Origin of the sequence: Sphingobium sp. B2, assembly GCF_007693735.1 — a bacterium.
GTDB lineage: Bacteria > Pseudomonadota > Alphaproteobacteria > Sphingomonadales > Sphingomonadaceae > Sphingobium > Sphingobium xenophagum.
Genome location: NZ_VDBZ01000001.1, coordinates 1589397 through 1608185 on the forward strand (window position 1 = coordinate 1589397; position 18789 = coordinate 1608185).

24 protein-coding genes and 1 tRNA gene are annotated in these 18789 nt (G+C 61.2%); 9 read left to right on the plus strand and 16 right to left on the minus strand.

Translation table 11 applies throughout. The annotated features are described in order from the left end of the window. The first annotated feature begins 136 nt into the window (after positions 1 to 136). The 5 genes from rpsA (at position 137) to FE851_RS26035 (ending at position 4099) form a co-directional block, all read left to right on the plus strand. On the plus strand, positions 137 to 1849 hold the full coding sequence (gene rpsA / locus FE851_RS07760; RefSeq protein WP_026002310.1) for a 30S ribosomal protein S1: 1713 nt from the start codon (positions 137 to 139) through the stop codon (positions 1847 to 1849). A 167-nt stretch (positions 1850 to 2016) separates the two neighbouring features. Beyond that, a complete protein-coding gene (locus FE851_RS07765) occupies positions 2017 to 2307 on the plus strand; it encodes an integration host factor subunit beta (protein WP_017182696.1) in 291 nt (96 codons plus the stop codon). Between the two features lie 48 nt (positions 2308 to 2355). Continuing rightward, positions 2356 to 2441: transfer RNA gene (locus tag FE851_RS07770), tRNA-Leu, on the plus strand. A 143-nt stretch (positions 2442 to 2584) separates the two neighbouring features. Then, positions 2585 to 3919 (plus strand): hypothetical protein, encoded by a 1335-nt coding sequence (locus tag FE851_RS07775; protein WP_145201290.1) that lies wholly within the window; start codon positions 2585 to 2587, stop codon positions 3917 to 3919. 12 nt (positions 3920 to 3931) lie between these two features. Then, the gene (locus FE851_RS26035; RefSeq protein WP_186378773.1) at positions 3932 to 4099 is read left to right on the plus strand and encodes a hypothetical protein; all 168 of its coding nucleotides are present in this window, start codon (positions 3932 to 3934) and stop codon (positions 4097 to 4099) included. Positions 4100 to 4103: 4 nt separating this feature from the next. Here the strand turns inward: FE851_RS26035 and FE851_RS07780 are convergent, their stop codons facing one another. The 16 genes from FE851_RS07780 to FE851_RS07850 form a co-directional block, all read right to left on the minus strand. Beyond that, entirely contained in the window at positions 4104 to 5171 is a 1068-nt protein-coding gene (locus FE851_RS07780) for a tyrosine-type recombinase/integrase (protein WP_145201293.1), read from the minus strand. 145 nt (positions 5172 to 5316) lie between these two features. Further along, the gene (locus FE851_RS07785; protein ID WP_145201295.1) at positions 5317 to 5571 is read right to left on the minus strand and encodes a hypothetical protein; all 255 of its coding nucleotides are present in this window, start codon (positions 5569 to 5571) and stop codon (positions 5317 to 5319) included. A gap of 2 nt (positions 5572 to 5573) precedes the next feature. Further along, the gene (locus FE851_RS07790) at positions 5574 to 5885 is read right to left on the minus strand and encodes a hypothetical protein (RefSeq protein ID WP_145201298.1); all 312 of its coding nucleotides are present in this window, start codon (positions 5883 to 5885) and stop codon (positions 5574 to 5576) included. Beyond that, positions 5882 to 6346 carry a hypothetical protein gene (locus FE851_RS07795; RefSeq protein ID WP_145201301.1) on the minus strand — a complete coding sequence of 155 codons (465 nt, stop codon included), beginning with the start codon at positions 6344 to 6346 and terminating at the stop codon, positions 5882 to 5884. Before FE851_RS07795 ends, FE851_RS07790 begins: the two co-directional genes overlap by 4 nt. After that, on the minus strand, positions 6343 to 6987 hold the full coding sequence (locus FE851_RS07800; protein ID WP_145201304.1) for a hypothetical protein: 645 nt from the start codon (positions 6985 to 6987) through the stop codon (positions 6343 to 6345). The genes FE851_RS07795 and FE851_RS07800 overlap by 4 nt, the downstream gene beginning before the upstream one ends. After that, a complete protein-coding gene (locus FE851_RS07805) occupies positions 6980 to 7702 on the minus strand; it encodes a hypothetical protein (RefSeq protein ID WP_145201307.1) in 723 nt (240 codons plus the stop codon). The genes FE851_RS07800 and FE851_RS07805 overlap by 8 nt, the downstream gene beginning before the upstream one ends. Beyond that, the gene (locus FE851_RS07810; protein ID WP_145204229.1) at positions 7695 to 7922 is read right to left on the minus strand and encodes a hypothetical protein; all 228 of its coding nucleotides are present in this window, start codon (positions 7920 to 7922) and stop codon (positions 7695 to 7697) included. Before FE851_RS07810 ends, FE851_RS07805 begins: the two co-directional genes overlap by 8 nt. Before the next feature lies 1 nt (position 7923). Next, the gene (locus FE851_RS07815; RefSeq protein ID WP_145201310.1) at positions 7924 to 8193 is read right to left on the minus strand and encodes a hypothetical protein; all 270 of its coding nucleotides are present in this window, start codon (positions 8191 to 8193) and stop codon (positions 7924 to 7926) included. Next, on the minus strand, positions 8190 to 10190 hold the full coding sequence (locus tag FE851_RS07820) for a DNA cytosine methyltransferase (RefSeq protein WP_145201313.1): 2001 nt from the start codon (positions 10188 to 10190) through the stop codon (positions 8190 to 8192). Before FE851_RS07820 ends, FE851_RS07815 begins: the two co-directional genes overlap by 4 nt. Further along, a complete protein-coding gene (locus tag FE851_RS07825) occupies positions 10190 to 10603 on the minus strand; it encodes a hypothetical protein (RefSeq protein WP_145201316.1) in 414 nt (137 codons plus the stop codon). The genes FE851_RS07820 and FE851_RS07825 overlap by 1 nt, the downstream gene beginning before the upstream one ends. Continuing rightward, positions 10600 to 10929, minus strand: coding sequence for a hypothetical protein (locus tag FE851_RS07830; RefSeq protein WP_145201319.1), 330 nt, complete (start codon positions 10927 to 10929; stop codon positions 10600 to 10602). The genes FE851_RS07825 and FE851_RS07830 overlap by 4 nt, the downstream gene beginning before the upstream one ends. Positions 10930 to 11333: 404 nt before the next feature. Continuing rightward, positions 11334 to 11486, minus strand: a complete 153-nt coding sequence (locus FE851_RS26040) for a hypothetical protein (protein ID WP_186378774.1) — start codon at positions 11484 to 11486, stop codon at positions 11334 to 11336. Continuing rightward, a complete protein-coding gene (locus tag FE851_RS07835) occupies positions 11483 to 11755 on the minus strand; it encodes a hypothetical protein (protein ID WP_145201322.1) in 273 nt (90 codons plus the stop codon). The genes FE851_RS26040 and FE851_RS07835 overlap by 4 nt, the downstream gene beginning before the upstream one ends. A gap of 112 nt (positions 11756 to 11867) precedes the next feature. Beyond that, positions 11868 to 12254, minus strand: coding sequence for an HIRAN domain-containing protein (locus tag FE851_RS07840; RefSeq protein ID WP_145201325.1), 387 nt, complete (start codon positions 12252 to 12254; stop codon positions 11868 to 11870). A gap of 12 nt (positions 12255 to 12266) precedes the next feature. Next, complete coding sequence (locus FE851_RS07845) at positions 12267 to 12551, minus strand: hypothetical protein (protein ID WP_145201329.1); 285 nt, start codon at positions 12549 to 12551, stop codon at positions 12267 to 12269. A 23-nt stretch (positions 12552 to 12574) separates the two neighbouring features. After that, the gene (locus tag FE851_RS07850; protein ID WP_186378775.1) at positions 12575 to 13333 is read right to left on the minus strand and encodes a S24 family peptidase; all 759 of its coding nucleotides are present in this window, start codon (positions 13331 to 13333) and stop codon (positions 12575 to 12577) included. Between the two features lie 410 nt (positions 13334 to 13743). Between FE851_RS07850 and FE851_RS07855 the strand changes: the two genes are divergently transcribed. The 4 genes from FE851_RS07855 to dnaN all read left to right on the plus strand — a co-directional run bounded on the left by FE851_RS07855 (position 13744) and on the right by dnaN (position 18787). Then, on the plus strand, positions 13744 to 14184 hold the full coding sequence (locus FE851_RS07855; RefSeq protein WP_145201335.1) for a hypothetical protein: 441 nt from the start codon (positions 13744 to 13746) through the stop codon (positions 14182 to 14184). Positions 14185 to 15636: 1452 nt separating this feature from the next. Beyond that, positions 15637 to 16869, plus strand: a complete 1233-nt coding sequence (locus tag FE851_RS27255; RefSeq protein WP_409994498.1) for a DNA methyltransferase — start codon at positions 15637 to 15639, stop codon at positions 16867 to 16869. Continuing rightward, positions 16866 to 17630, plus strand: coding sequence for a hypothetical protein (locus FE851_RS07865; RefSeq protein WP_145201338.1), 765 nt, complete (start codon positions 16866 to 16868; stop codon positions 17628 to 17630). The genes FE851_RS27255 and FE851_RS07865 overlap by 4 nt, the downstream gene beginning before the upstream one ends. An 11-nt stretch (positions 17631 to 17641) precedes the next feature. Further along, positions 17642 to 18787 carry a DNA polymerase III subunit beta gene (dnaN, locus tag FE851_RS07870; RefSeq protein ID WP_145201341.1) on the plus strand — a complete coding sequence of 382 codons (1146 nt, stop codon included), beginning with the start codon at positions 17642 to 17644 and terminating at the stop codon, positions 18785 to 18787. Positions 18788 to 18789: the final 2 nt, after the last annotated feature.

An 18789-nucleotide genomic window follows, 5' to 3' on the forward strand; every position in this document is an offset into this window, starting at 1 on the left:
TTTCGCTTTTCACAGCCGCGCGTTCCCAAGCCCCTGACCGGCGGGATACGCGCCGGATATTCGGTCCTGCGCGTGTTTTGGCCAAAGACCATCGGATACAACCGGTTGGCCAGCAATGATGTATGAAGGACTGACCATGGCCTCTACGGCATTCCCCACGCGCGACGATTTTGCCGCGCTTCTCAATGATTCCCTCGGTGGCGAGGACGGCGGCTTTGAAGGCCGCGTCGTCAAGGGCACCGTTACCGCCATCGAAAACGACCTGGCCGTCATCGACGTAGGTCTGAAGTCCGAAGGCCGCGTGCCGCTGCGCGAATTCGCGATGCCGGGCCAGAAGGCCGACATCAAGGTTGGCGACGAAGTCGAAGTCTATGTCGATCGCGTCGAAAACGCCCATGGCGAAGCGATGCTGTCGCGTGACCGCGCCCGCCGCGAAGCCGCCTGGGACAAGCTGGAAGCCGAGTTCACCGAGAGCGCGCGCGTCGAAGGCGTCATCTTCGGTCGCGTCAAGGGCGGCTTCACCGTCGATCTGGACGGCGCCGTGGCCTTCCTGCCCGGCAGCCAGGTCGACATCCGCCCGGTTCGCGACGTCACCCCGCTGATGGACATTCCGCAGCCCTTCCAGATCCTGAAGATGGATCGCCGCCGCGGCAACATCGTCGTGTCGCGTCGCGCCATTCTGGAAGAAACCCGCGCCGAACAGCGCAGCGGCCTCATCCAGACGCTGGCCGAAGGCCAGATCATCGAAGGCGTCGTCAAGAACATCACCGACTATGGTGCGTTCGTTGACCTGGGCGGCATCGATGGCCTGCTGCACGTCACCGACCTGTCGTACAAGCGCATCAACCACCCCAATGAGATGATCAACATCGGCGACACCGTTCGCGTCCAGATCATCCGCATCAACCGCGACACGCAGCGCATCTCGCTTGGCATGAAGCAGCTGGAAAGCGATCCTTGGGAAGGCGCATCGGCCAAATATCCGATCGGCGCCAAGCTGTCGGGCCGCGTCACGAACATCACCGAATATGGTGCGTTCGTCGAGCTGGAGCCGGGCATCGAAGGTCTGGTCCATGTGTCCGAAATGTCCTGGACCAAGAAGAACGTCCACCCCGGCAAGATCGTTTCGACCAGCCAGGAAGTCGAAGTTCTGGTTCTGGAAGTCGATCCTGAAAAGCGCCGCATCTCGCTGGGCCTCAAGCAGGCTCAGTCGAACCCGTGGGATAGCTTTGCCGAGCGTCACCCGATCGGTTCGACCGTCGAGGGCGAAGTCAAGAATGCGACCGAGTTCGGCCTGTTCATCGGCCTGGACGGCGACGTCGACGGCATGGTCCACATGTCCGACATCGCCTGGGGCATCTCCGGCGAGGACGCGCTGGCGCTGCATCGCAAGGGCGAAGCCGTGCAGGCTGTCGTTCTGGACATCGACGTCGAGAAGGAGCGCATCAGCCTTGGCATGAAGCAGCTTGAGCGTGGCGGCCCGGCTGCGGGCGGCACCACTGCCGCTGCCGCTGGCCTCAACAAGAACGCGATCGTCACCGTGACCGTCCTTGAAGTCCGCGACGGCGGCCTGGAAGTCCAGGCCGGCGAAGATGGCGCCACCGGCTTCATCAAGCGCAGCGACCTGGGCCGTGACCGCGACGAGCAGCGTTCGGAACGCTTCCAGATCGGCCAGAAGTTCGACGCGATGATCACTGGTTTCGACCGTGCGAAGAAGCCGACCTTCTCGATCAAGGCGATGCAGATCGCCGAAGAGAAGCAGGCTGTGGCGCAATATGGTTCGTCCGACAGCGGCGCGTCGCTGGGCGACATTCTGGGCGAAGCGCTGAAGGCCAAGACCGAAGGCTAAACCCCTTCGCACCTTGCAGCGAACAGAAAGCCCGCCGGAACACTGGTTCCGGCGGGCTTTTGCAAATGTTTCTGGAAACGAAACGAACTTCTTGTTCCCTCATTGTCAACGCCTTGCCAAATCTCTATGCAATGGATGGGACACGGCAGAGGGGCGCTGGACAACCAATGATCCGTTCGGAATTGATCCAGAAACTGGCTGATGAAAATCCGGGGTTGAACCTTGCGGAGGTGGAGAAGATCGTCGATCTTTTCTTCCGCGAGATTGTCGACCGGCTGGCGTCGGGCGGTCGTGTGGAACTGCGCGGCTTTGGCGCTTTCACGACGCGCGCGCGCGAAGCCCGCACCGGGCGCAACCCGCGCACCGGGGAGCAAGTGCCGGTATCGGCCAAGCGCGTCCCCTATTTCAAGCCGGGCAAGGAAATGCGCGAGCGGCTGAACGTCAAGGGCGAAAGCTGATCACAGCGGCTTGACCTGATCCGCGCCAGCCGTCAGGGAATGCGGCACGCGGACGTGGCGAAATCGGTAGACGCAGCGGACTTAAAATCCGCCTTCCCCTGGAAATGCGGGTTCAAGTCCCGCCGTCCGCACCATCCTGTAAACGTTGGATTTTCCGGCGCGCTTCGGCGTTTCCGGATTTCTGCGTTCCGACAGCTTATTCCGACAGTATTCCGACAATTACCGTTCGCAATTCTCTTCGAGAGGGTTAATCTTCCCATGATTCGGGGAGACTAGAATGACGGCCGAGATCGCGTTGCTGAACAAGATGGCCGTAACACTTGCCGCCGACAGCGCTGTAACGATCACCAATGGCTCAAGCAGTAAGGTCTACAACTCAGCAGACAAAATCTTCGAGGGCACCAACCACGATCCTATCGGCGTCATGGTTTACAACCGGCCTGAGATCAGCGGCATTCCCGTCGAGTCGATTGTTAAAATGTATCGGGATAGAACCTGTACCAGCCACTTCGCTAAAGTCTTCGACTATGCAGTTGCCTTTTTGCGCCACGTTGAAGAGATCGACACTCCGCCGGTAACAATCGATGCCAACATAAGGGCTTTATGCGCACAGAAAGCTTTTGATGTTCGCAATCTGATTAATGCGATTACTGAGATGCACTTCCAAGAGGCGCGATCGGATGATGCTGGCGGTTCACTCGACAAATTGCTGGCAGAGATCGATGCATCTGTTCGAACCGAACTAGATAATCAGATAGAAGTCTTTGCAAACGAGCCGGATTCTCAATGGTTCGACGGCATTTCCGTCGATGACGCTATAGAGCATCATGGCGAATGCATTGAGGAGCTTGTCGAAGAAGTCTTTGATGGAGACTACCTCCCGGATGAGCGGCGTGATCAAATTACGCTACTTATTGCATGGTCTCTTCTCAAAGAATATCCGCGCTCTCAAGTTACAGGCCTGGTTTTCGCGGGCTTTGGTAAAGATGAAATTTTTCCTTCGTTGATTGCTTTTGAAGTTTACGGCCGAATAGCCGGAAAGCTGAAATACATGCAAATGACGAAATTTGACGTTGATCGTAAACTGGTTCCAGACGCAGCGATCATTCCTTTCGCTCAGAAAGAGATGGTTGATCGCTTCATGTATGGCCTCGACGCCGATTTTCTGGATCTTTGTCGAGCGTACTTTGACGGCTCACTTCAGTCGTTGAAGGCAAATCTCGCTGAATTGCTGGTAGATGCAAGCGATGACGTGAAACAAGCGGTCGGGCCTGCTGTCGATACAATCATGCAAGAATTCAGTGAAAAGATCATACCTGACCATCTAAACCGACTTCGGACCGAATTCTCTGACATGGTACGTTCGATGCCGAAGCAGGAGCTTGCCGCCCTCTCGGAAAGCCTCGTGCACATAACCTCACTGAAAAGAAAGTTTTCAGCAGATGCCGAGTCGGTGGGTGGTCCTATCGATGTCGCGATGATAACGCGCGCGGAGGGCTTCGTCTGGGTGAAGCGTAAACATTATTTCGATCCTTCGTTGAACCCTCGATACTTCGCCCGTCGTTATGGGCGTAACGAATTATCAACCAACAACGCCGACAACGGCGCCTGATAGGAGGTCGACATGGCAATCGGTTTGTTTGACCAACGGGCAAGCGGGCAACGTACGCACGAAACTGGGCATCCGTCATCTCGTGAAATAGCGCGCCGTAGCGTTGAAAAAGTTAGTCGCGCGATCGACGACGTTTTCGCCCAAGCAAAGCATGCAAAAAGCGTCCGCAACCAGGATTAACGCCTTAGCCTGTTTTGCCCTTTCTCGCCCGCTCGGCGATATGGCGCTGTCTCGCAGTTCCAGCGCTGCGCGCCTTCTCCTGCGTCGCCTTGTTGTAGGTGGCCGTCTGTTGCAGTGTCCGATGGCCTGACACTGGCCGGATGTCGTAGATACCAGCATCGCCCATCTCGGTCGCGCCGCCATGGCGAAACCCGGTCATGGTGAAGTCGGTCGGCAGGCCCGCCTTCTCGCGAATCGCCCGCAGCCGCCGCCCGACCTCGCGCTCGGTGAAGCGCTTGCCGCTCTGCTCGCTGATGACGATGTGCCCCCTGCCCCGCACCATGCGCGCCAGCTCAGCTTCCAGCTCAGGATAGAGCAGAGGACCGCGATCGCGCACCTCGGGATCATCGCTGTCAGGATCCGGGTCACCGCGCAGCGGAATGATCTGCATGTCACCCGTCTTGCCCTGGCGCATCGCGAACTGGATGCCCGGCTGGTAATCCTCCCAGAAGAAACCCCGCTCCTCGTCCCCTGGCTCCAGAATGTAGCCGAACACGTCGGACACGCGGCGTAGCAGCTCGAATGAGATCGCCGCAGCGGTCGCCATCGACTGAAAGCCCATTTCTCGCGCGGTCGCGCGGAACAGGTCGTACTCGGCGCGCGTGTTCGCCCGGTTGCCCTTCTTCGCGGTCATCTTGATGCCCATGCGAGCGAAGGGGTTCGGGTCTTTGACCTTCTTCGCCCGAATCGCCTCGTTCCAGACGCGGCGGCAGACCTGCATGCAATAAGCGCCCTGCCTTGCCCCACGCTCTTTGACCAGGTAACGATAGAGCGCGTCGGCGTGGCCAGCATTAACTTCGGTCGCGCGGCGTTGGCCGAACGTCATCGTCTTCAGCTGGACCGCCTCGACGTGCGCCATCATCTCGCGATAATCTTCGCGCGTGCGGTGACTGGCCTCCAGATAGCGTACATGGCCGCGATACCAGCCGAACAGGGCCTTGACCGTGCCCTCGGCTGGCTTGCCCTCCACGCCCGTGCGCCAGTCATCTAAGGCGGCGTTCAGCAGGTTTGCTTTATCGATCGCCGCCGACAACTCTTTTCCGAGCGGTTCCGAATCGACCGGGCATGTCCGGCCGTGCTTTTCGGCTGGCGGCTTCGCCCAGCTGGGGCGCTCCCAGAAATAAGCGGTGCTACGATCAGCGAGCCTCTTTGCGCGCAGGTACCGCGGGAGACGGATTTTAGCCACCGATGCCCTCGAATTCGTCGTCTATGTCCGTCGAAACCGCGCCGAACAGGTTGGCGGTCACCTTCTCGAGCTGCTCGCGCAGATAGACGGTCGCCCCGTTGCGACCGAACCGGCGGCCGGTGATAGACCCCGCCTGCTCCAGATGGTCGAACATCTTGGGCGCCAGACCGGTGTAGCGCAGAGCCTCGTCGCGGGTGAAGGTGAAGGGCGGCGTGTTGAACGTCACCTGATGTGCCGGGGCGCCCAAGGCTAAGCCTCCTTATTTTCGACCGGGCGACCCCGGCAGGGATAACGCTGAAGCCATCGGTCCAGCCGTTCGAGGTTGTGGATCAGGCCGCCCATCCCCGGATCGTGCTCGCGGACGATCTCAAGTGCGCCTTCAATGACGGTGCGGATGCCATCGTCCAGTGGCTCCAGCGCCTCCCGCTGGCCGATTACCCGGCCAATTCCGACGCCAACTTCAACCGCGCGCGGCCACGCGCCGAACTGCTTAACGTCGATCGCCTTAATGACCATGGCAGTAATGTCGCCGTCGGTCAGATGGACATGAAACTGGCTCACGGCTCGATCACCTCTTCGCTGGCTGTGTTCGCCTCGCTTCCGTAGTCGGCGCCCGGGCTTTCGCAGCGCGGGCAATAGACATCGCTGTCGTCAAAACCGCTGTCCGTGCCGCACTCTTCAGATGACCCGACCCACCCGCAACGGTCGCAGGACGCAAGATAGTAGCGGCCAGTGACGATGAAGCTTCGGCCGTCCGGCATAGTGTATCGGGTCGCGCGTCCGTGTCGGCTTTTAAGCGCAGCGCGCACGGCCAGGCCCATAGCGTTGCTCCAATACATGCCCGGCAAAGAACCGCCCGGCCCCTCCCGGTGCCCGAGCTTGCGGCGCTCCAGCGCTTTAGCAACGGCATAGTCCGCGCCGGTCCGTAGCTCTACGCCACAGCCTTCGGTCCCCGTCCGGTCATCAGGTTCGCTGTCGATCAACATGCGGCGCTGCGCGTCGGTGAGGTTGGGCCAAGTCATGCTTCCCGCCTTTCAGCCAACAGCCGCGCGCGAATGTGCATTCCGAGCCGCGTCAGTCGGCAATAGCCACGATTGCAGTTCTGGTATGAATAGCCCTCCCCGCCGACCATGATCCCGCGCCGCGCGAGCGCCGCGCAGGTATCGAGGCCGAAGCCGCGCGTTTCCACGACATAGGTGAAGTCCTGTCCATCTCCGTCGGCTGGTCCGTGCGGCTGGAGGCGGCAGAGCAGGCGCTTTTGGGGGTCCGATAGGGATTGGGTCAGGACGGCGATGGCCGCCCGCCCCTCTTCCAGCCCGTCACTCACCATGGCGGGCGGATCCTTCAGCGGATCTGGCCCGCCCCGGATGTAATCACGGATCGCTTCGTCTATCGTGTTGCCGTCGGGCAATGGCGTCCAGAATAGGCGAGCCTCCATTTCGTCGTCTGCGTCCGCCCAAGGCCAGCCGCCGGTGTCGCCCACCTTTTGCGGCTGGAGCTCAAAGACATCGATCCCGATTTGAACGGTGATGTCGAAGCTGACGGCGCGGCCGAGATCCAGAGGCGTGCCGATCCACGGCGCCTGCTCGATCGGCCAGAGCCACCAGATGACGTCGCCGTGATCTTCGTGCCATTCGTAGAAGGGGCGCGGCTGGTCAGCCATCAATGTTGCCCTCTTTTACGTCGAAGGTGACAGCGACCACCCACGGGTTCGCCTCCCACGCGCCCGGCCCATTGATGCGATTCCAGAGATCCTGATAGGCCGACACGGCATTGTTGAAGACACTTGCGCCGTCGAAGGCCGCGAACTCGGCTGGATCCTCCATAGTCGGCTCATATTCGACCACGCCCTCCGCGAGCGCGTCGGCTTCGCTGCACTCCTGGAGGCGCTGAAGGCGGACGTCCGTAACGGTTAGCGTGAGGCGGCTGGCCCAGCGCGGCATGAAGATGGACACGCGGACCTTGCCATGCTGATCGCAATTGTCCCGGTCTGCTTCGTACCAAACGCGCGCCTCTGTGCCTATCAGGCTAGGCTTTTGATCATCGAATGCCCGGTGCGCGCGCCAAGTCTCCTTGACCCATAGGCGATCGCCGACAGCGAACCGCGCGTCGTATTCCATGGGGAAGCCAGCTTTGCGGGCAACACCTACAGCGCCATCCAAGTCCCATTTCGTCGGGTGCTTGGGCAGTCGCGCATAGTCGTTGAGGCTGAAGAGTTTCACACCATCGGCGACCCTGCGCCCGATGCCAATAGGCGAGTGCGGGAAATCCTCCTGTCGCGGCGGCTGGACATGCATGACCCGGCGTGTCTGCGTCTTTCGACCATCGAGAAGGGCGCAAACCATAGGGGCGCTGAAAAGGATCGGCCGATCAGCCATGATCCACCTCCCCCGCCCGGCCTCCGCCTATCGCGGCCGGACGTGCGCCATCCTCCAGGCTTTTGCGAGCATTCATCACGAGCCGAACACCGTTCATATACTGTTTGGCGAGCAGCGCCCGGGCCTGCGCATCCTTGATGCTGATGTTCCCGGCGCGCAGGGCAATGAGGTCGTCGGCGATACCGCGAACGATCATGTCCAGGCTGTAGCGGTCGCCCATATCACTGGGTGCGTCTTGCACGCGCAATCTCCTTATCGAGGGTCGCCAACAGCGCGTAGGCGGCACGGAACGGACCCCACATTGAAACGGGAAGCTGGTGGGTTTGCAGGCGGTTCTGGCCGAGCCAGCCGCAGGGCCAGCAGATGGGCGGCGCCTCATGATCGGGTGAATAAGGATCGCGCTCGATGATTTGCTCGCAGATCGCGCACTCGAAAGGCGGCAACGGCGGAGGTGGTGGCTTGGGCTTTAGGACCAGGCGGATGCGGGTCATGCCACCATCCTCATCTCAGGCAGACCCGGCTGGTTCGCAGCAACGAGCGCGCGCGCCACTGGCGGGCAAACGCTGTTGCCGATCGCGCTGATCTGCATGGCGATCGGCAGCGGTCCGAACTTACGGTTTCCCTTCTCGGTAGTGTACCAACATTCCGGATTCAGGACGTAGCTGTCAGGAAAGCCCTGCGCCCGGGCCAGCTCGCGCGGCTTGAGCATCCGCAGGCCGATATCGACGATGATGTAGTTGACCGCGTCGATCGTGACAGTGACGACGGCAAAGCGGGCCTTTGTGGTGATCGTGTCGAGTGGCCGATCGACAGGCTGGCTTTGAGATGCTTCGTTCTCGCCATCCGTCGCATAATATTTCACGAGGAACGACGCGACCTTGACCGCGCTGGCCATCAACTCGGGCGGTAAATCCCCCTCCTCGACCAGCGTCGTCTCAACAATGCGCTGCTGCGATCCTGTCGTCGTAGCAGTAGACAGCGGCCGCCGAGCATCACGGCCCGCTGATCGGGTGTTGCGCGGTCCACCATTCGCCTGCTCGATATGAGCAGTGACGACGGCATGGTGCTGACCATCGGCAGTGATCGTCTTTGCTGGTGTATCCGGTCGCCCCTCGCCGCCGTTCGTATTACTCGAATAGAAATGCGAGAGGAAAGCCGTGGCAACGGCAGCGTCGGCCTTTGCGGTCGTGGTCGGATATGGGCCAACCATAGACATTGGCGGGCTTTGGCCGCGCCGCCCCCCGACACCAATCAATGTCGCGCCAATGACACCATTCGTATCCTTCTTTGACGCCGCAACGGTGTGGTGAGGCTCATCCACCGGGCGATTGTGGCCGCCGTGCTGGCCGTAGGTCACCAGCGCAGCCTGGACGACGTTCTGATGCGCTCCGCCCGCCGTGATAGTGTGGGTCGGCTCGTCGGCTGCCGTGAAAGGCTTTTGCGCGTTTCGATTGGTCATAATGTGCGGGACCAGCACCGCCTCCGCCCGGCCGAGCGGCGTAGCCCCGGCTGGTCGCGTTGACTGACCATTGGCCGTCACTGTCGGCATCGCCCCATCCATCGGCGAGCCAATGCCAGTGCTGTAGAATTTGGTGACGTGCGGAGCCAAGAGAGCATCAACCACACCATACTCGGGCTGCGTCGTGACTGTCCGCACAGGATCCTGCGGGTCAAAGACCCGCGCCGCACGCGTATTGGTGAAAGCGGTTCCGACAATGAAAGGCTTGGCCGCATTCACGACGTAGCGCATCACCCCATGCGCTATCCGCCGCATGGTGCTGTCAGCCAGATCCTTCTTGCGCCCGAAGATCGAGGGGCATGGGATGGACCAGTCGATGCACTCAGCCGCCGTGCGATAGGGCAACAGCTTTCCGCTCTTCACGCCCGACGAATCCGGTCGCCCATGCGTGGGCTTGGGCCAGACGATGGGCAGTCCGTCGCAGCGCATGATCATGTAGAGCCGCTTGCGGCTGGTCGGAGCGCCATAGTCGCACGCGCGTAAGATCTTGTGGGCGACTTTGTAGCCCAGCGCCCGGATCGCCTTCACGAACCGCTTGAACTCGCGCCCCTCCTGCCCCTTGATCGGAAAGCCCTCGTCGTCGAGCGGCGCGGCATATTCAAACTCTTCGACGTTCTCTAGATAGCCGACGGTTGGCCGGACCTCTTTGAGCCAGGCGACGACTTCCCAGCACAGCGCCCGGATCGACCGATCCTTGACCGGCCCGCCCTTCGCCTTGCTGAATTCCTTGCAGTCTGGCGAAAACCAAGCGCCGGCTACCCGTTCGCCCTTGGTCACCATCTGCGGCAACATGGGGATCCGGATGTCGGTGCAGTGGTGGTCCGCGCCCGGATGGTTCGCCTTGTGGATTGCGATGGCCGTCTCGCTATGGTTGATGGCGTGATCAACGTCGCGGCCGATCGCCCACGCAATGCCGGTGCTGGCACCGCCGCCGCCTGCGAAGCCGTCTATGAAAAGTCCCTGGAACATCAATCCGGCCTCCCGATCATCTCATTGTGGACAGCCACGATCGCGCTCAGCGCGCCCATCGCAGCGTGATTGTCGCCGAAGCTGACGAGGATCGTTCGTGCCCTGGTCTCATCATCCAGGGCAGCGATGTGCAGGCCGTCGGCTGGCCAAACCTCGTCGTCACGCAGGTCGCCGGGCAGCCGGTCGCTCTCGACCCATTGCTTGCTCCAGTTGGCCCGCAGACGTTCGCAGGCGGCGTCAAACGGGTCCGGCTCCATCTGAGGGACGCCCAGCTCGTGGCAGAACACGCATGATGCCGGGTTGCGTCGACAGTGAGCTTCGCGCCCCTCCGAACTGGACCGCACGAAGTGGGCCGGCCCCCAGCGGCTCATGCCAATAGTGAATTTTGAGGTGTCGGCTCCAAACTTGGTCATTCGCCTGGCTCCACGATGCGCAGGTCAATATCCATGCCGATAGCCGCCTTGACGGCCTGCGCGATCGCGCTGGTGTCGATCGTGACGGGCGCCATGGGTTCGGCCACGTCGATCCGGGCAACGATGCTGGGCGTCTCGAATAGAGCCAGGGGTAATGTTATCCTGACATTGATTGCCCTCTCCCGCCGATCGAGCGCGGGTTCGCCAGCCGTCAGCTTGACACTTGGCCGCCTATTCCAGTTTTTCGGATCGCCCGGATGGATCGTCAGCCAGCAATCGATATGCACCGCATCTCTTTCGATGTGGCCATAGGATGCCTGCGCCATTACGCCTTTTCCCCGCAGTCGCTGGCGCAGACCGGACAGACGCATTCGTCGCCCGGATCAGATTGGTTGGCGGGCCGACCGGCCTCGACGGCCGACCCGCGTGGATCAGATGACGGCCCCTGGGAGGGGTAAAGGCCGTCCGAGGCTCCTGCCCGCTGTGCGGTCGGGGTGATGACGCACATGTCAGGCAAGGAAGAAGCGGGTATCTGGCGACGAAGGCGAATGAGGCGCGCGAAGGCGAGCGCTGCGTAATTGATGTTCATCATTGCCCAGCACCCATAATCGCTGCGGTTGCGCGGCACGCGGCAGCCATGAGCTTGAAGCAGCCGACCCACAAGCCGGCCGCTACGGCAATGATCAGCGCGAATACAGCCGGGTGCATGCCGATGACGGGCGGTTCTGATTCAGGGGCGGGCATCGTCAACCTTCTCCATCAGCAGTGCGCAAATCGCCTTGTCGGCGTAGAGCTGGAACTGGCGCAGGATGATGCCAAACGCGCAGAGGCCCGCGAGGGTGATCAGCGCGCGACCGGCGAAGAAGAAGACGGCAGCGGTCATGACGCCACCCGCATGGGCACGACGTTACGGCTGGCGTCGTGCATTTCCAGCTGCTCGGCAGCGCGGATCATGCGGCTGGCGCCGTTCAGGAGAAATTCGCGGGCAAGGCTGACGTCGGTCAGCAGCAGGTCATGCGCTTCGGTCGCGCAGTAACCAGCGATGTTGACGAGATCGACGGTGCGGTACTGGCCCGGCAGGCGCTGAAGGTTGCCCAGGCGGGACAATGTGTCCGCCGCGGCTGCGCCGATGATGTAGGATGGGATTGCCATCGTAACCTCCCCACCGTGGCGGCCGGCCGGATGCGCGGCGCGTCAGGTGATGGAGTGACAATACATGCGGCATATTTGCCGTGTCAACTAGAAATACGGCATATATGCCGCATCATTCGTCCGGTGGCATCCAATCCGGATAAAAAACGCTGTCTTCGGACGCTGATTTGAGCGCGACTTCCGGCAGGTTCGGAGCTTCCCCGTCCATGCCTATCCGAATGATCGCTCCCTTTTCGTGCTGGTCCTGGAATATCGCGCCTGTGATGCGACCGCGCGTAAGATAGCTGCGGATCAGCTGGCACTGTTCGGCGCGGACGTAGCCTATCTGCACGCCACGTGTACTGAACACGGCTACGGCCTGGTGGTCGACCGGGTTTCTGGGTTCAGGCACGAGATGCACTTCCTCGCCCGGATGGGACCAGAGGATTTCCGATCGGCGGTTCGTCCGGTCCTTGTTCGGGTGGTCGGTACCGACGATGATGAGGGAGAGTTGAGACACGCCTCTATCGCGTCACGTGCGCACACTCGAGAGAGTACGGACGATCGCTGCGGTTGCAAATGCAGCGATCGACAGGACCAGGCCGACAAGGCCAGCCTGAAAGATCATCATCTGCTGCTGTAGAAGCCCGAGATTAAATACCTTGCTGGCCCGCCCGAAGTCGTCATAGGATGATGCCTCAACAGTCGGGCTCATGTTGCTGGAAAAGAGTAGCAAGCCGATAGATGCTGCCAGCAAAAGAACGCCAAGACCGATCCAGCCAGCGCCCGGATTTGCTTTTCGAACTTCCTCGCTCATGTTCACCCCCAAACCAAATAAAATTAATGTCGGCGGCCTGACCATACCACGCGGCCAATAATCTGCACATCTTCTGCATCTACCAACTGCTTATCGTGCAAGCTATTGTCGGAAATGATCTCCACCTTTCCGCCTGCGGCTGGCCGCAGGCGTTTAACGGCTCCCGCACCGAACAGCGCGATTGCCCAAATGCGATCACTCATGTTGAGACGCGCCTGTAGCGTATCGATCAACAACATGTCGCTGTCGAGCAGGGTCGGCTGCATGCTATCGCCTACGCCGTGCGCGATGAGCAGCCGATGCCAGGGCGAATGTGTCAGCGAGCGCAGGGTGTTTGGGTCAAATTCAAAGGTGCCCTCCTCGATATAGTCGTCAAGGTTGGAGCCATCGCCCATTGCGAAGCCGAGGTTGATGCGCTTCAGCGACACTGCTCCGTCGCCGTCAGCGGCGCCGACTACAACCGGACTGTCAGATGTTGCGCCGGGGGCTTGCCCCAGCAACCATTCTGGTGTGGTTTCCAACGCCTTGGCGATCGCGGCCAGCCGGTCGGCGGACGGCATGGCCCTTCTAACGCGTATATACCGGAGCGCGTCAGGCTTGCCTGTCGCCTTGATCGAAGCGTCGCGCTCTGTGATGCCGAGCGCATCTACTCGCTGAGCAATGCGATCAACAAGAATATCTATAGCCATTGCCATGCGGCACTTATGCCGCAACACCACCGTTTGGTCATGCGGCAGATTTGCCGTTGACGATGCGGCATATATGCCGTAAATCGGTTTCATGGACATGTCTTACGAAGCTGCGCTGCTCAAGGTTGCTGATGCGTATGCCGCGCAAGTAGCGATACATGGCGGAAGGTCACTCGCGCGCGTCGCCACCATTGTTGTGAACCGCGGATCATTTTTCGACCGACTGCGCGATGGTGCCGGTTGCTCGAGCCGCAGTCTTGACCGGCTTTTTGATTGGTTTCGTGATCCCAAAAACTGGCCGGCGGACAACATATGTTGCGACGCAAGATGTGCGTTGGCGGGTGTCGGGCGTCCAGCCCTCTGCGCAACCTGCGACATTCGGCTGGACGATACGTCGATCCGCGCCTGCTCCAATCGCAGTTGCCCGCATGCGCAGCGAGAGGCCGCATGATGTTTTCCCTGTTCCATAGCGGCTGGATTGCCGCGTTTGCGAAGGTTTCACCATGGAATTGAACCACTCACTTTCAGACGATGTCGGAAAACGGATCATCGCCGAGCAGCTGCGTAAATATGTTGGGCGAGGCTGTTTCATGAGTTGGGCGGATCTGGCCGAGCGCACGGGCGACAAGGAAGGCACGCTGCGCAGTTATGTAGAGCAGTCGCCGCCAGCGATGCCGGCACCGCTGATGATGCGCGTTTTCGCCCAGCTGCCAGCCGCCGCCTGGGCGAAGATCAACACCGCCATGGGCTTCTGCGCCCCGCCGCGCATCGACGACGAGGAGGCAGCCTGCATGCGCCGCGCACTGGCTCAAGCGTCTCTGCTTGTTGCGGACGGTAATGAGTTTCTGGCCGATGGCATCATCGATCCTCGCGAACGCGCAATTTTCTCCGATCGCGCAGAGGCACTGATTCCGACGCTTCGAGCGCACATCATCAAAGACTGAACTGAGCGGGCGGAGCGGCCCAGGAGTGACGATATGACAAGCGCGACAAGCGCGGCGCTACCGATGGGTAGTTCCGCGATCGACGAACTGCACCCTGATTACCGGGCCTTTTTGGAGGCGAAAATTCCGCTCGCCCAGCCGGTGGGCTTCCCCTGCGACCTGCACGAAATCCCCACGCACCTGACCGACGGCCGTCCGATGAAGGATCACGTCCGCCACATCGTCCGGTGGGCGGTCGAGGGCGGCCGCCGCGCGCTGTTCGAAAGCTTCGGCCTGCACAAGACGATGCAGCAGCTGCTTATCGGCTCGCTCATCTGCGCCAAGGCGAATTGCTGGGGCATCATCATCCTGCCTCTCAATGTCCGCCGCGAGTTCTTCAACGACGCAGCGCTGCTCGGCATCCCTGTCGCTTTTGCGCAATCCGACGCAGAGATCGATCACATTCTGAAGGACGCAGCCTTGCGCTGCCAGCCGCGCGGATGCCCGATCATTCTGACCAATTATGAGAGCGTGCGGGAAGGAAAGATCGACGTCTCCCGGTTCGGCTGGGCCAGCCTGGATGAGGCCGACGTGCTGCGCTCCTATGGCTCAAAAACCTATCAGGAGTTCCTGCCACTGTTCGAAGCGGTACCGTACCGCCACGTCGCCACCGCTACTCCGGCGCCAAACCGTTACAAGGAAATGATCCACTATGCCGGGTTCCTCGGCATCATGGACACCGGGCAGGCCCTGACGCGATTCTTCCAGCGCAACAGCGAGAAAGCGGGCGATCTCACGTTGTATGAACATAAGCGGGATGAGTTCTGGACGTGGGTGAATAGCTGGGCCGTGTGCATCCAGCGCCCGAGCGATCTGGGCTTTTCCGACGAAGGGTATGACCTGCCGCCCATCACCGTGCGCTGGCACTGTGTAGAGGCCGACATCGCCGACACTGAGCCGGAAAGCAATGGTCAGGGGCGCCTCATCCGCAACACCGCGCTCGGCGTGGTAGAGGCCAGCCGCGAGAAGCGCCGGACGCTCGACGTCCGCATCGCCAAGGCCGCCGAGATCGTAGCTGCCGCTCCGGAAGATCATTTCATCATCTGGCACGATCTGGAAGATGAGCGCCGCGCCATCGAAATTGCCCTGCCCACCTGTGAGACGGTTTTCGGGTCGCAAAAGCTGGACGTGCGGGAAGAGATTGTCGGCAGGTTCGCCGATGGCGATCTCGCCCTCATCGGCGCAAAGCCGATCATGCTCGGCGGTGGCGTCAATCTTCAACGCCATTGCCACCGCGAGATTTTCGCCGGTGTCGGGTTCAAGTTTCGCGATTTCATCCAGGCGATCCACCGCGTCCAGCGCTTCGGCCAGGCGCACCCGGTCGAGATCGACATCATCCACGCCGAAACAGAGCGAGAGGTCGTTCGCGACCTTCAGGAGAAGTGGGCGCGTGATGAAGAGTTCCGTACGACCATGTCGGACCTCATCCGTGAGTATGGCTTGAACCACGCCGCGGCTGCCGAGAATGTGAAGCGCTCCATCGGCTGCGACCGGCGGGAAGCGAGCGGCGAAGGCTGGACGCTGGCGCATAACGACTGCGTCGCGGAGGCGCAGCGGCTGGAGGAAGGGTCGCTCGACCTAATCGTCACATCGATCCCCTTCGCCAACCACTATGAATATACGCCGAGCTATAATGATTTCGGCCACACCGACGACAACGCGCATTTCTTCGCGCAGATGGATTTCCTGACCCCCGAGCTATACCGCGCGCTCGCCCCCGGTCGGCTCGCCTGCATCCACGTCAAGGACCGGATCCTGTTCGGCTCTGTCACGGGCGAAGGTGTGCCCACAGTATCGCCTTTTCATGCCGAGACGCTGTTCCACTTCATGCGCCACGGCTTCCAGTTCATGGGCATGATCACGGTCGTCACCGACGTAGTCCGCGAAAATAATCAGACCTATCGCCTGTCATACAGTGAGATGCTGAAGGACGGCACCAAGATGGGCGTGGGCAGTCCGGAATATGTGCTGCTGATGCGCAAGCCCCAAACGGACCGCAGTCGCGGCTATGCGGACCGCCCCGTCGCGAAAAGCGCTGACGACTATAGCCTGGCGCGGTGGCAGATCGATGCGCATGCCCTCTGGCGATCGAGCGGCGAGCGCCCTCTCACCATCCCGGAGCTGTGGGAGGTTTCGGACCGGTTTGCGAACATGGCGACTGGCCGTCTGGCAAAGCGGTTTCGAGAAGAGAGCCGGGACATCATCTACAGCTTCAAGGCCCATGTGGCGATCGGCGAGGAAATCGAAGCGCGCGCAGGCAACGATGCGCGCGGGAAGTTGCCACGCACCTTCATGGCCATGGATCCGGGCAGCCATCACCCTGACGTATGGGATGACGTGGTGCGCATGCGCACGCTCAATGCCAACCAGGTTCAGAAGGGTCGGGAAAAGCACGTCTGCCCGCTCCAGTTCGACATCGTCGACCGGCTGATCGAGCGATATTCCGCCAGGGGCGAACTCGTCTACGATCCGTTTTGCGGCCTGGGCACTGTTCCCATGCGCGCGATCTTGTCCGGGCGCCGTGGTGCCGGGAGCGAGTTGAACCCTGACTATTGGGCGCACAGCGTCACCTATCTGCGCGAGGCGGAAGCGCAGAAGGCGGTGCCGTCCCTGTTCGACCTCCTTGATCTGGAGCAGGCGGCATGACCGCCGCAACAGGCAGGCACCCGCCCCGCGACTATGGTGGACCACAGCACCGCATTGCCAAGCCAGTCGGGCGGCGCGGCGGCGTCGTGCTGATGCCGGGGCACGCTGCGCGCGAGCAGGGTCGAACCTTATTCCCCTCGACGGTCGTCCACGCATCCCAGTCTCCTCGCGTGCTGATCGACGGCATCAACCAGCGCAAGATCGGCAGGAAGGTGACCAAAGGACGGTGGACAGGGATGCGTATCTTCACCCTGACGCTGGAGGAGCGCGCAACCTGCCCGCGCGCCTGCCAGCAGTGGGACAGCTGTTATGGCAACAACATGCCCTATGCACGCCGCCATATCGGCGGAGCCGAGTTTGAGGCGAAGCTGGACGCGGAGTTGATGGCATTGAACCGCCGTCACCCGCGCGGTTTCGTCGTGCGCCTGCACATTCTGGGCGACTTCTACAGCCTTGCCTATGCCCGGTATTGGCAGGTCGCGCTCGACCGGTTCCCGGCCCTTCGCGTCTTTGGATACACAGCCCATGCGCCGGAAAGCGAGATTGGGGCGGAGCTGCTGCGAGCATCGCTCGATCGCTGGGATCGGTTTGCCCTGCGCTTTTCCGGCGCTGGCCTTCACGCCCTGGGCGCTGAAACAATCGAGCGCGACGAGACGACGCCTCACATCATCTGCCCCGCCCAGACCGGCAAGACCGACTGCTGCGCAACGTGCGCGCTGTGCTGGGGCACTGACCGCACCATCGCCTTCCTTCGCCATTGAAAGGACCACCTATGCCCGAAGTCGATACCCTCGAACGTCCCGCCGCTACCGACACATTGCGGGTCGACCGTGACACGTTGCTGGCAGCGACACGCGCCGTCAGTCAAACGGTGGAGCGTCGCAACACCATCCCGATCCTGTCCAACGTGCATTTGCGCGCCGAAAACAGCCTTTTGACCGTCACGGCGACGGATCTGGATCATTGGTCATCGCGGACGATAGATTATGCCGGTCCGACAATCGACACGACGGTCGAAGCCGAACGACTGATAACAGCGTTGAGCACGCTACGGCCGGGCGCCATCGACATCAGCTACGTCCAGGGCGCGGTCACGATCCGACAGGGTCGGTCCACGCGCAAGCTGATGACCCTGTCAGCCACTGACTTCCCGCCCTCAAAGCCGGCCGCCGATGCAACGAGATTCTCCATGGATGCCGCGCCCCTGCACCGCATCCTCGATGTCGCCCGCGTCTGCGTCAGTTCCGAGCAGACGCGCTACTATCTCTGCGGCGTATTCGTGGAGGTGGTAGAAGGCAACATCGTGATGGCCAGCACCGACGGCCATCGCGTAATTCAAGTGACACACCCTGCCCCGGCTGGCGCCGCCGGTGCGCCAGACTGTATCATCGGTACAAAGGCTGTCGGCCTCATATGCAACCTTCTTGAGGATGCGCCAGAGGGCGCACAGGCAGAGCTCGCCCTGTCGGGCAGCAAATTCGAAATTAAGGTCGGCCGGTCTATCATTTCCGGCAAGCTCGTGGATGCATCCTATCCTGCGTATCGCCGCGTGTTCCGCTTCGATCATGCCAGCCGCATGTCGATCCAGGCGGGCGAGTTTGACCGGGCGGTTCGTGCCGCAGGCAGTGCATCTGACGGCATGACGCGCGCCGTCCGGCTCGAACTGACACGCGATCATTGCGAGGCGTCCGGCACGGCACAGGATGGCGGCAGGTCCATCGAGCCAATGGACGGCGAATATGTTGGTGACGACCTCACGACCGGCATCAACCTCACATACGCCCAGTCGATCGTCAAAATGTTCGGTCCGATCCCGAAGGTAGAACTCGGCTTTGGCAGGGCGCCCAGCGATCTGATCCTCATCACCAGTGACGACCGGCCGGGCGTGATCGCCGGCGTCATGCCCATGCGCGCGTAAGG

What these genes read in the sequence shown, in the direction of transcription:
- FE851_RS27255 (WP_409994498.1), top strand. Translation starts at nt 15,637, where the DNA reads ATGTCGGACCTCATCCGTGAGTATGGCTTGAACCACGCCGCGGCTGCC.
- FE851_RS07805 (WP_145201307.1), bottom strand. Translation starts at nt 7,702, where the DNA reads ATGGCTGATCGGCCGATCCTTTTCAGCGCCCCTATGGTTTGCGCCCTT.
- FE851_RS07835 (WP_145201322.1), bottom strand. Translation starts at nt 11,755, where the DNA reads ATGGCAATCCCATCCTACATCATCGGCGCAGCCGCGGCGGACACATTG.
- FE851_RS07865 (WP_145201338.1), top strand. Translation starts at nt 16,866, where the DNA reads ATGACCGCCGCAACAGGCAGGCACCCGCCCCGCGACTATGGTGGACCA.
- FE851_RS07850 (WP_186378775.1), bottom strand. Translation starts at nt 13,333, where the DNA reads ATGAAACCGATTTACGGCATATATGCCGCATCGTCAACGGCAAATCTG.
- FE851_RS07845 (WP_145201329.1), bottom strand. Translation starts at nt 12,551, where the DNA reads ATGAGCGAGGAAGTTCGAAAAGCAAATCCGGGCGCTGGCTGGATCGGT.
- FE851_RS26040 (WP_186378774.1), bottom strand. Translation starts at nt 11,486, where the DNA reads ATGACCGCTGCCGTCTTCTTCTTCGCCGGTCGCGCGCTGATCACCCTC.
- FE851_RS07815 (WP_145201310.1), bottom strand. Translation starts at nt 8,193, where the DNA reads ATGACCCGCATCCGCCTGGTCCTAAAGCCCAAGCCACCACCTCCGCCG.
- FE851_RS07800 (WP_145201304.1), bottom strand. Translation starts at nt 6,987, where the DNA reads ATGGCTGACCAGCCGCGCCCCTTCTACGAATGGCACGAAGATCACGGC.
- rpsA (WP_026002310.1), top strand. Translation starts at nt 137, where the DNA reads ATGGCCTCTACGGCATTCCCCACGCGCGACGATTTTGCCGCGCTTCTC.
- FE851_RS07765 (WP_017182696.1), top strand. Translation starts at nt 2,017, where the DNA reads ATGATCCGTTCGGAATTGATCCAGAAACTGGCTGATGAAAATCCGGGG.
- FE851_RS07775 (WP_145201290.1), top strand. Translation starts at nt 2,585, where the DNA reads ATGACGGCCGAGATCGCGTTGCTGAACAAGATGGCCGTAACACTTGCC.
- FE851_RS26035 (WP_186378773.1), top strand. Translation starts at nt 3,932, where the DNA reads ATGGCAATCGGTTTGTTTGACCAACGGGCAAGCGGGCAACGTACGCAC.
- FE851_RS07830 (WP_145201319.1), bottom strand. Translation starts at nt 10,929, where the DNA reads ATGGCGCAGGCATCCTATGGCCACATCGAAAGAGATGCGGTGCATATC.
- FE851_RS07855 (WP_145201335.1), top strand. Translation starts at nt 13,744, where the DNA reads ATGGAATTGAACCACTCACTTTCAGACGATGTCGGAAAACGGATCATC.
- FE851_RS07810 (WP_145204229.1), bottom strand. Translation starts at nt 7,922, where the DNA reads ATGGGCGACCGCTACAGCCTGGACATGATCGTTCGCGGTATCGCCGAC.
- FE851_RS07820 (WP_145201313.1), bottom strand. Translation starts at nt 10,190, where the DNA reads ATGTTCCAGGGACTTTTCATAGACGGCTTCGCAGGCGGCGGCGGTGCC.
- FE851_RS07795 (WP_145201301.1), bottom strand. Translation starts at nt 6,346, where the DNA reads ATGACTTGGCCCAACCTCACCGACGCGCAGCGCCGCATGTTGATCGAC.
- dnaN (WP_145201341.1), top strand. Translation starts at nt 17,642, where the DNA reads ATGCCCGAAGTCGATACCCTCGAACGTCCCGCCGCTACCGACACATTG.
- FE851_RS07825 (WP_145201316.1), bottom strand. Translation starts at nt 10,603, where the DNA reads ATGACCAAGTTTGGAGCCGACACCTCAAAATTCACTATTGGCATGAGC.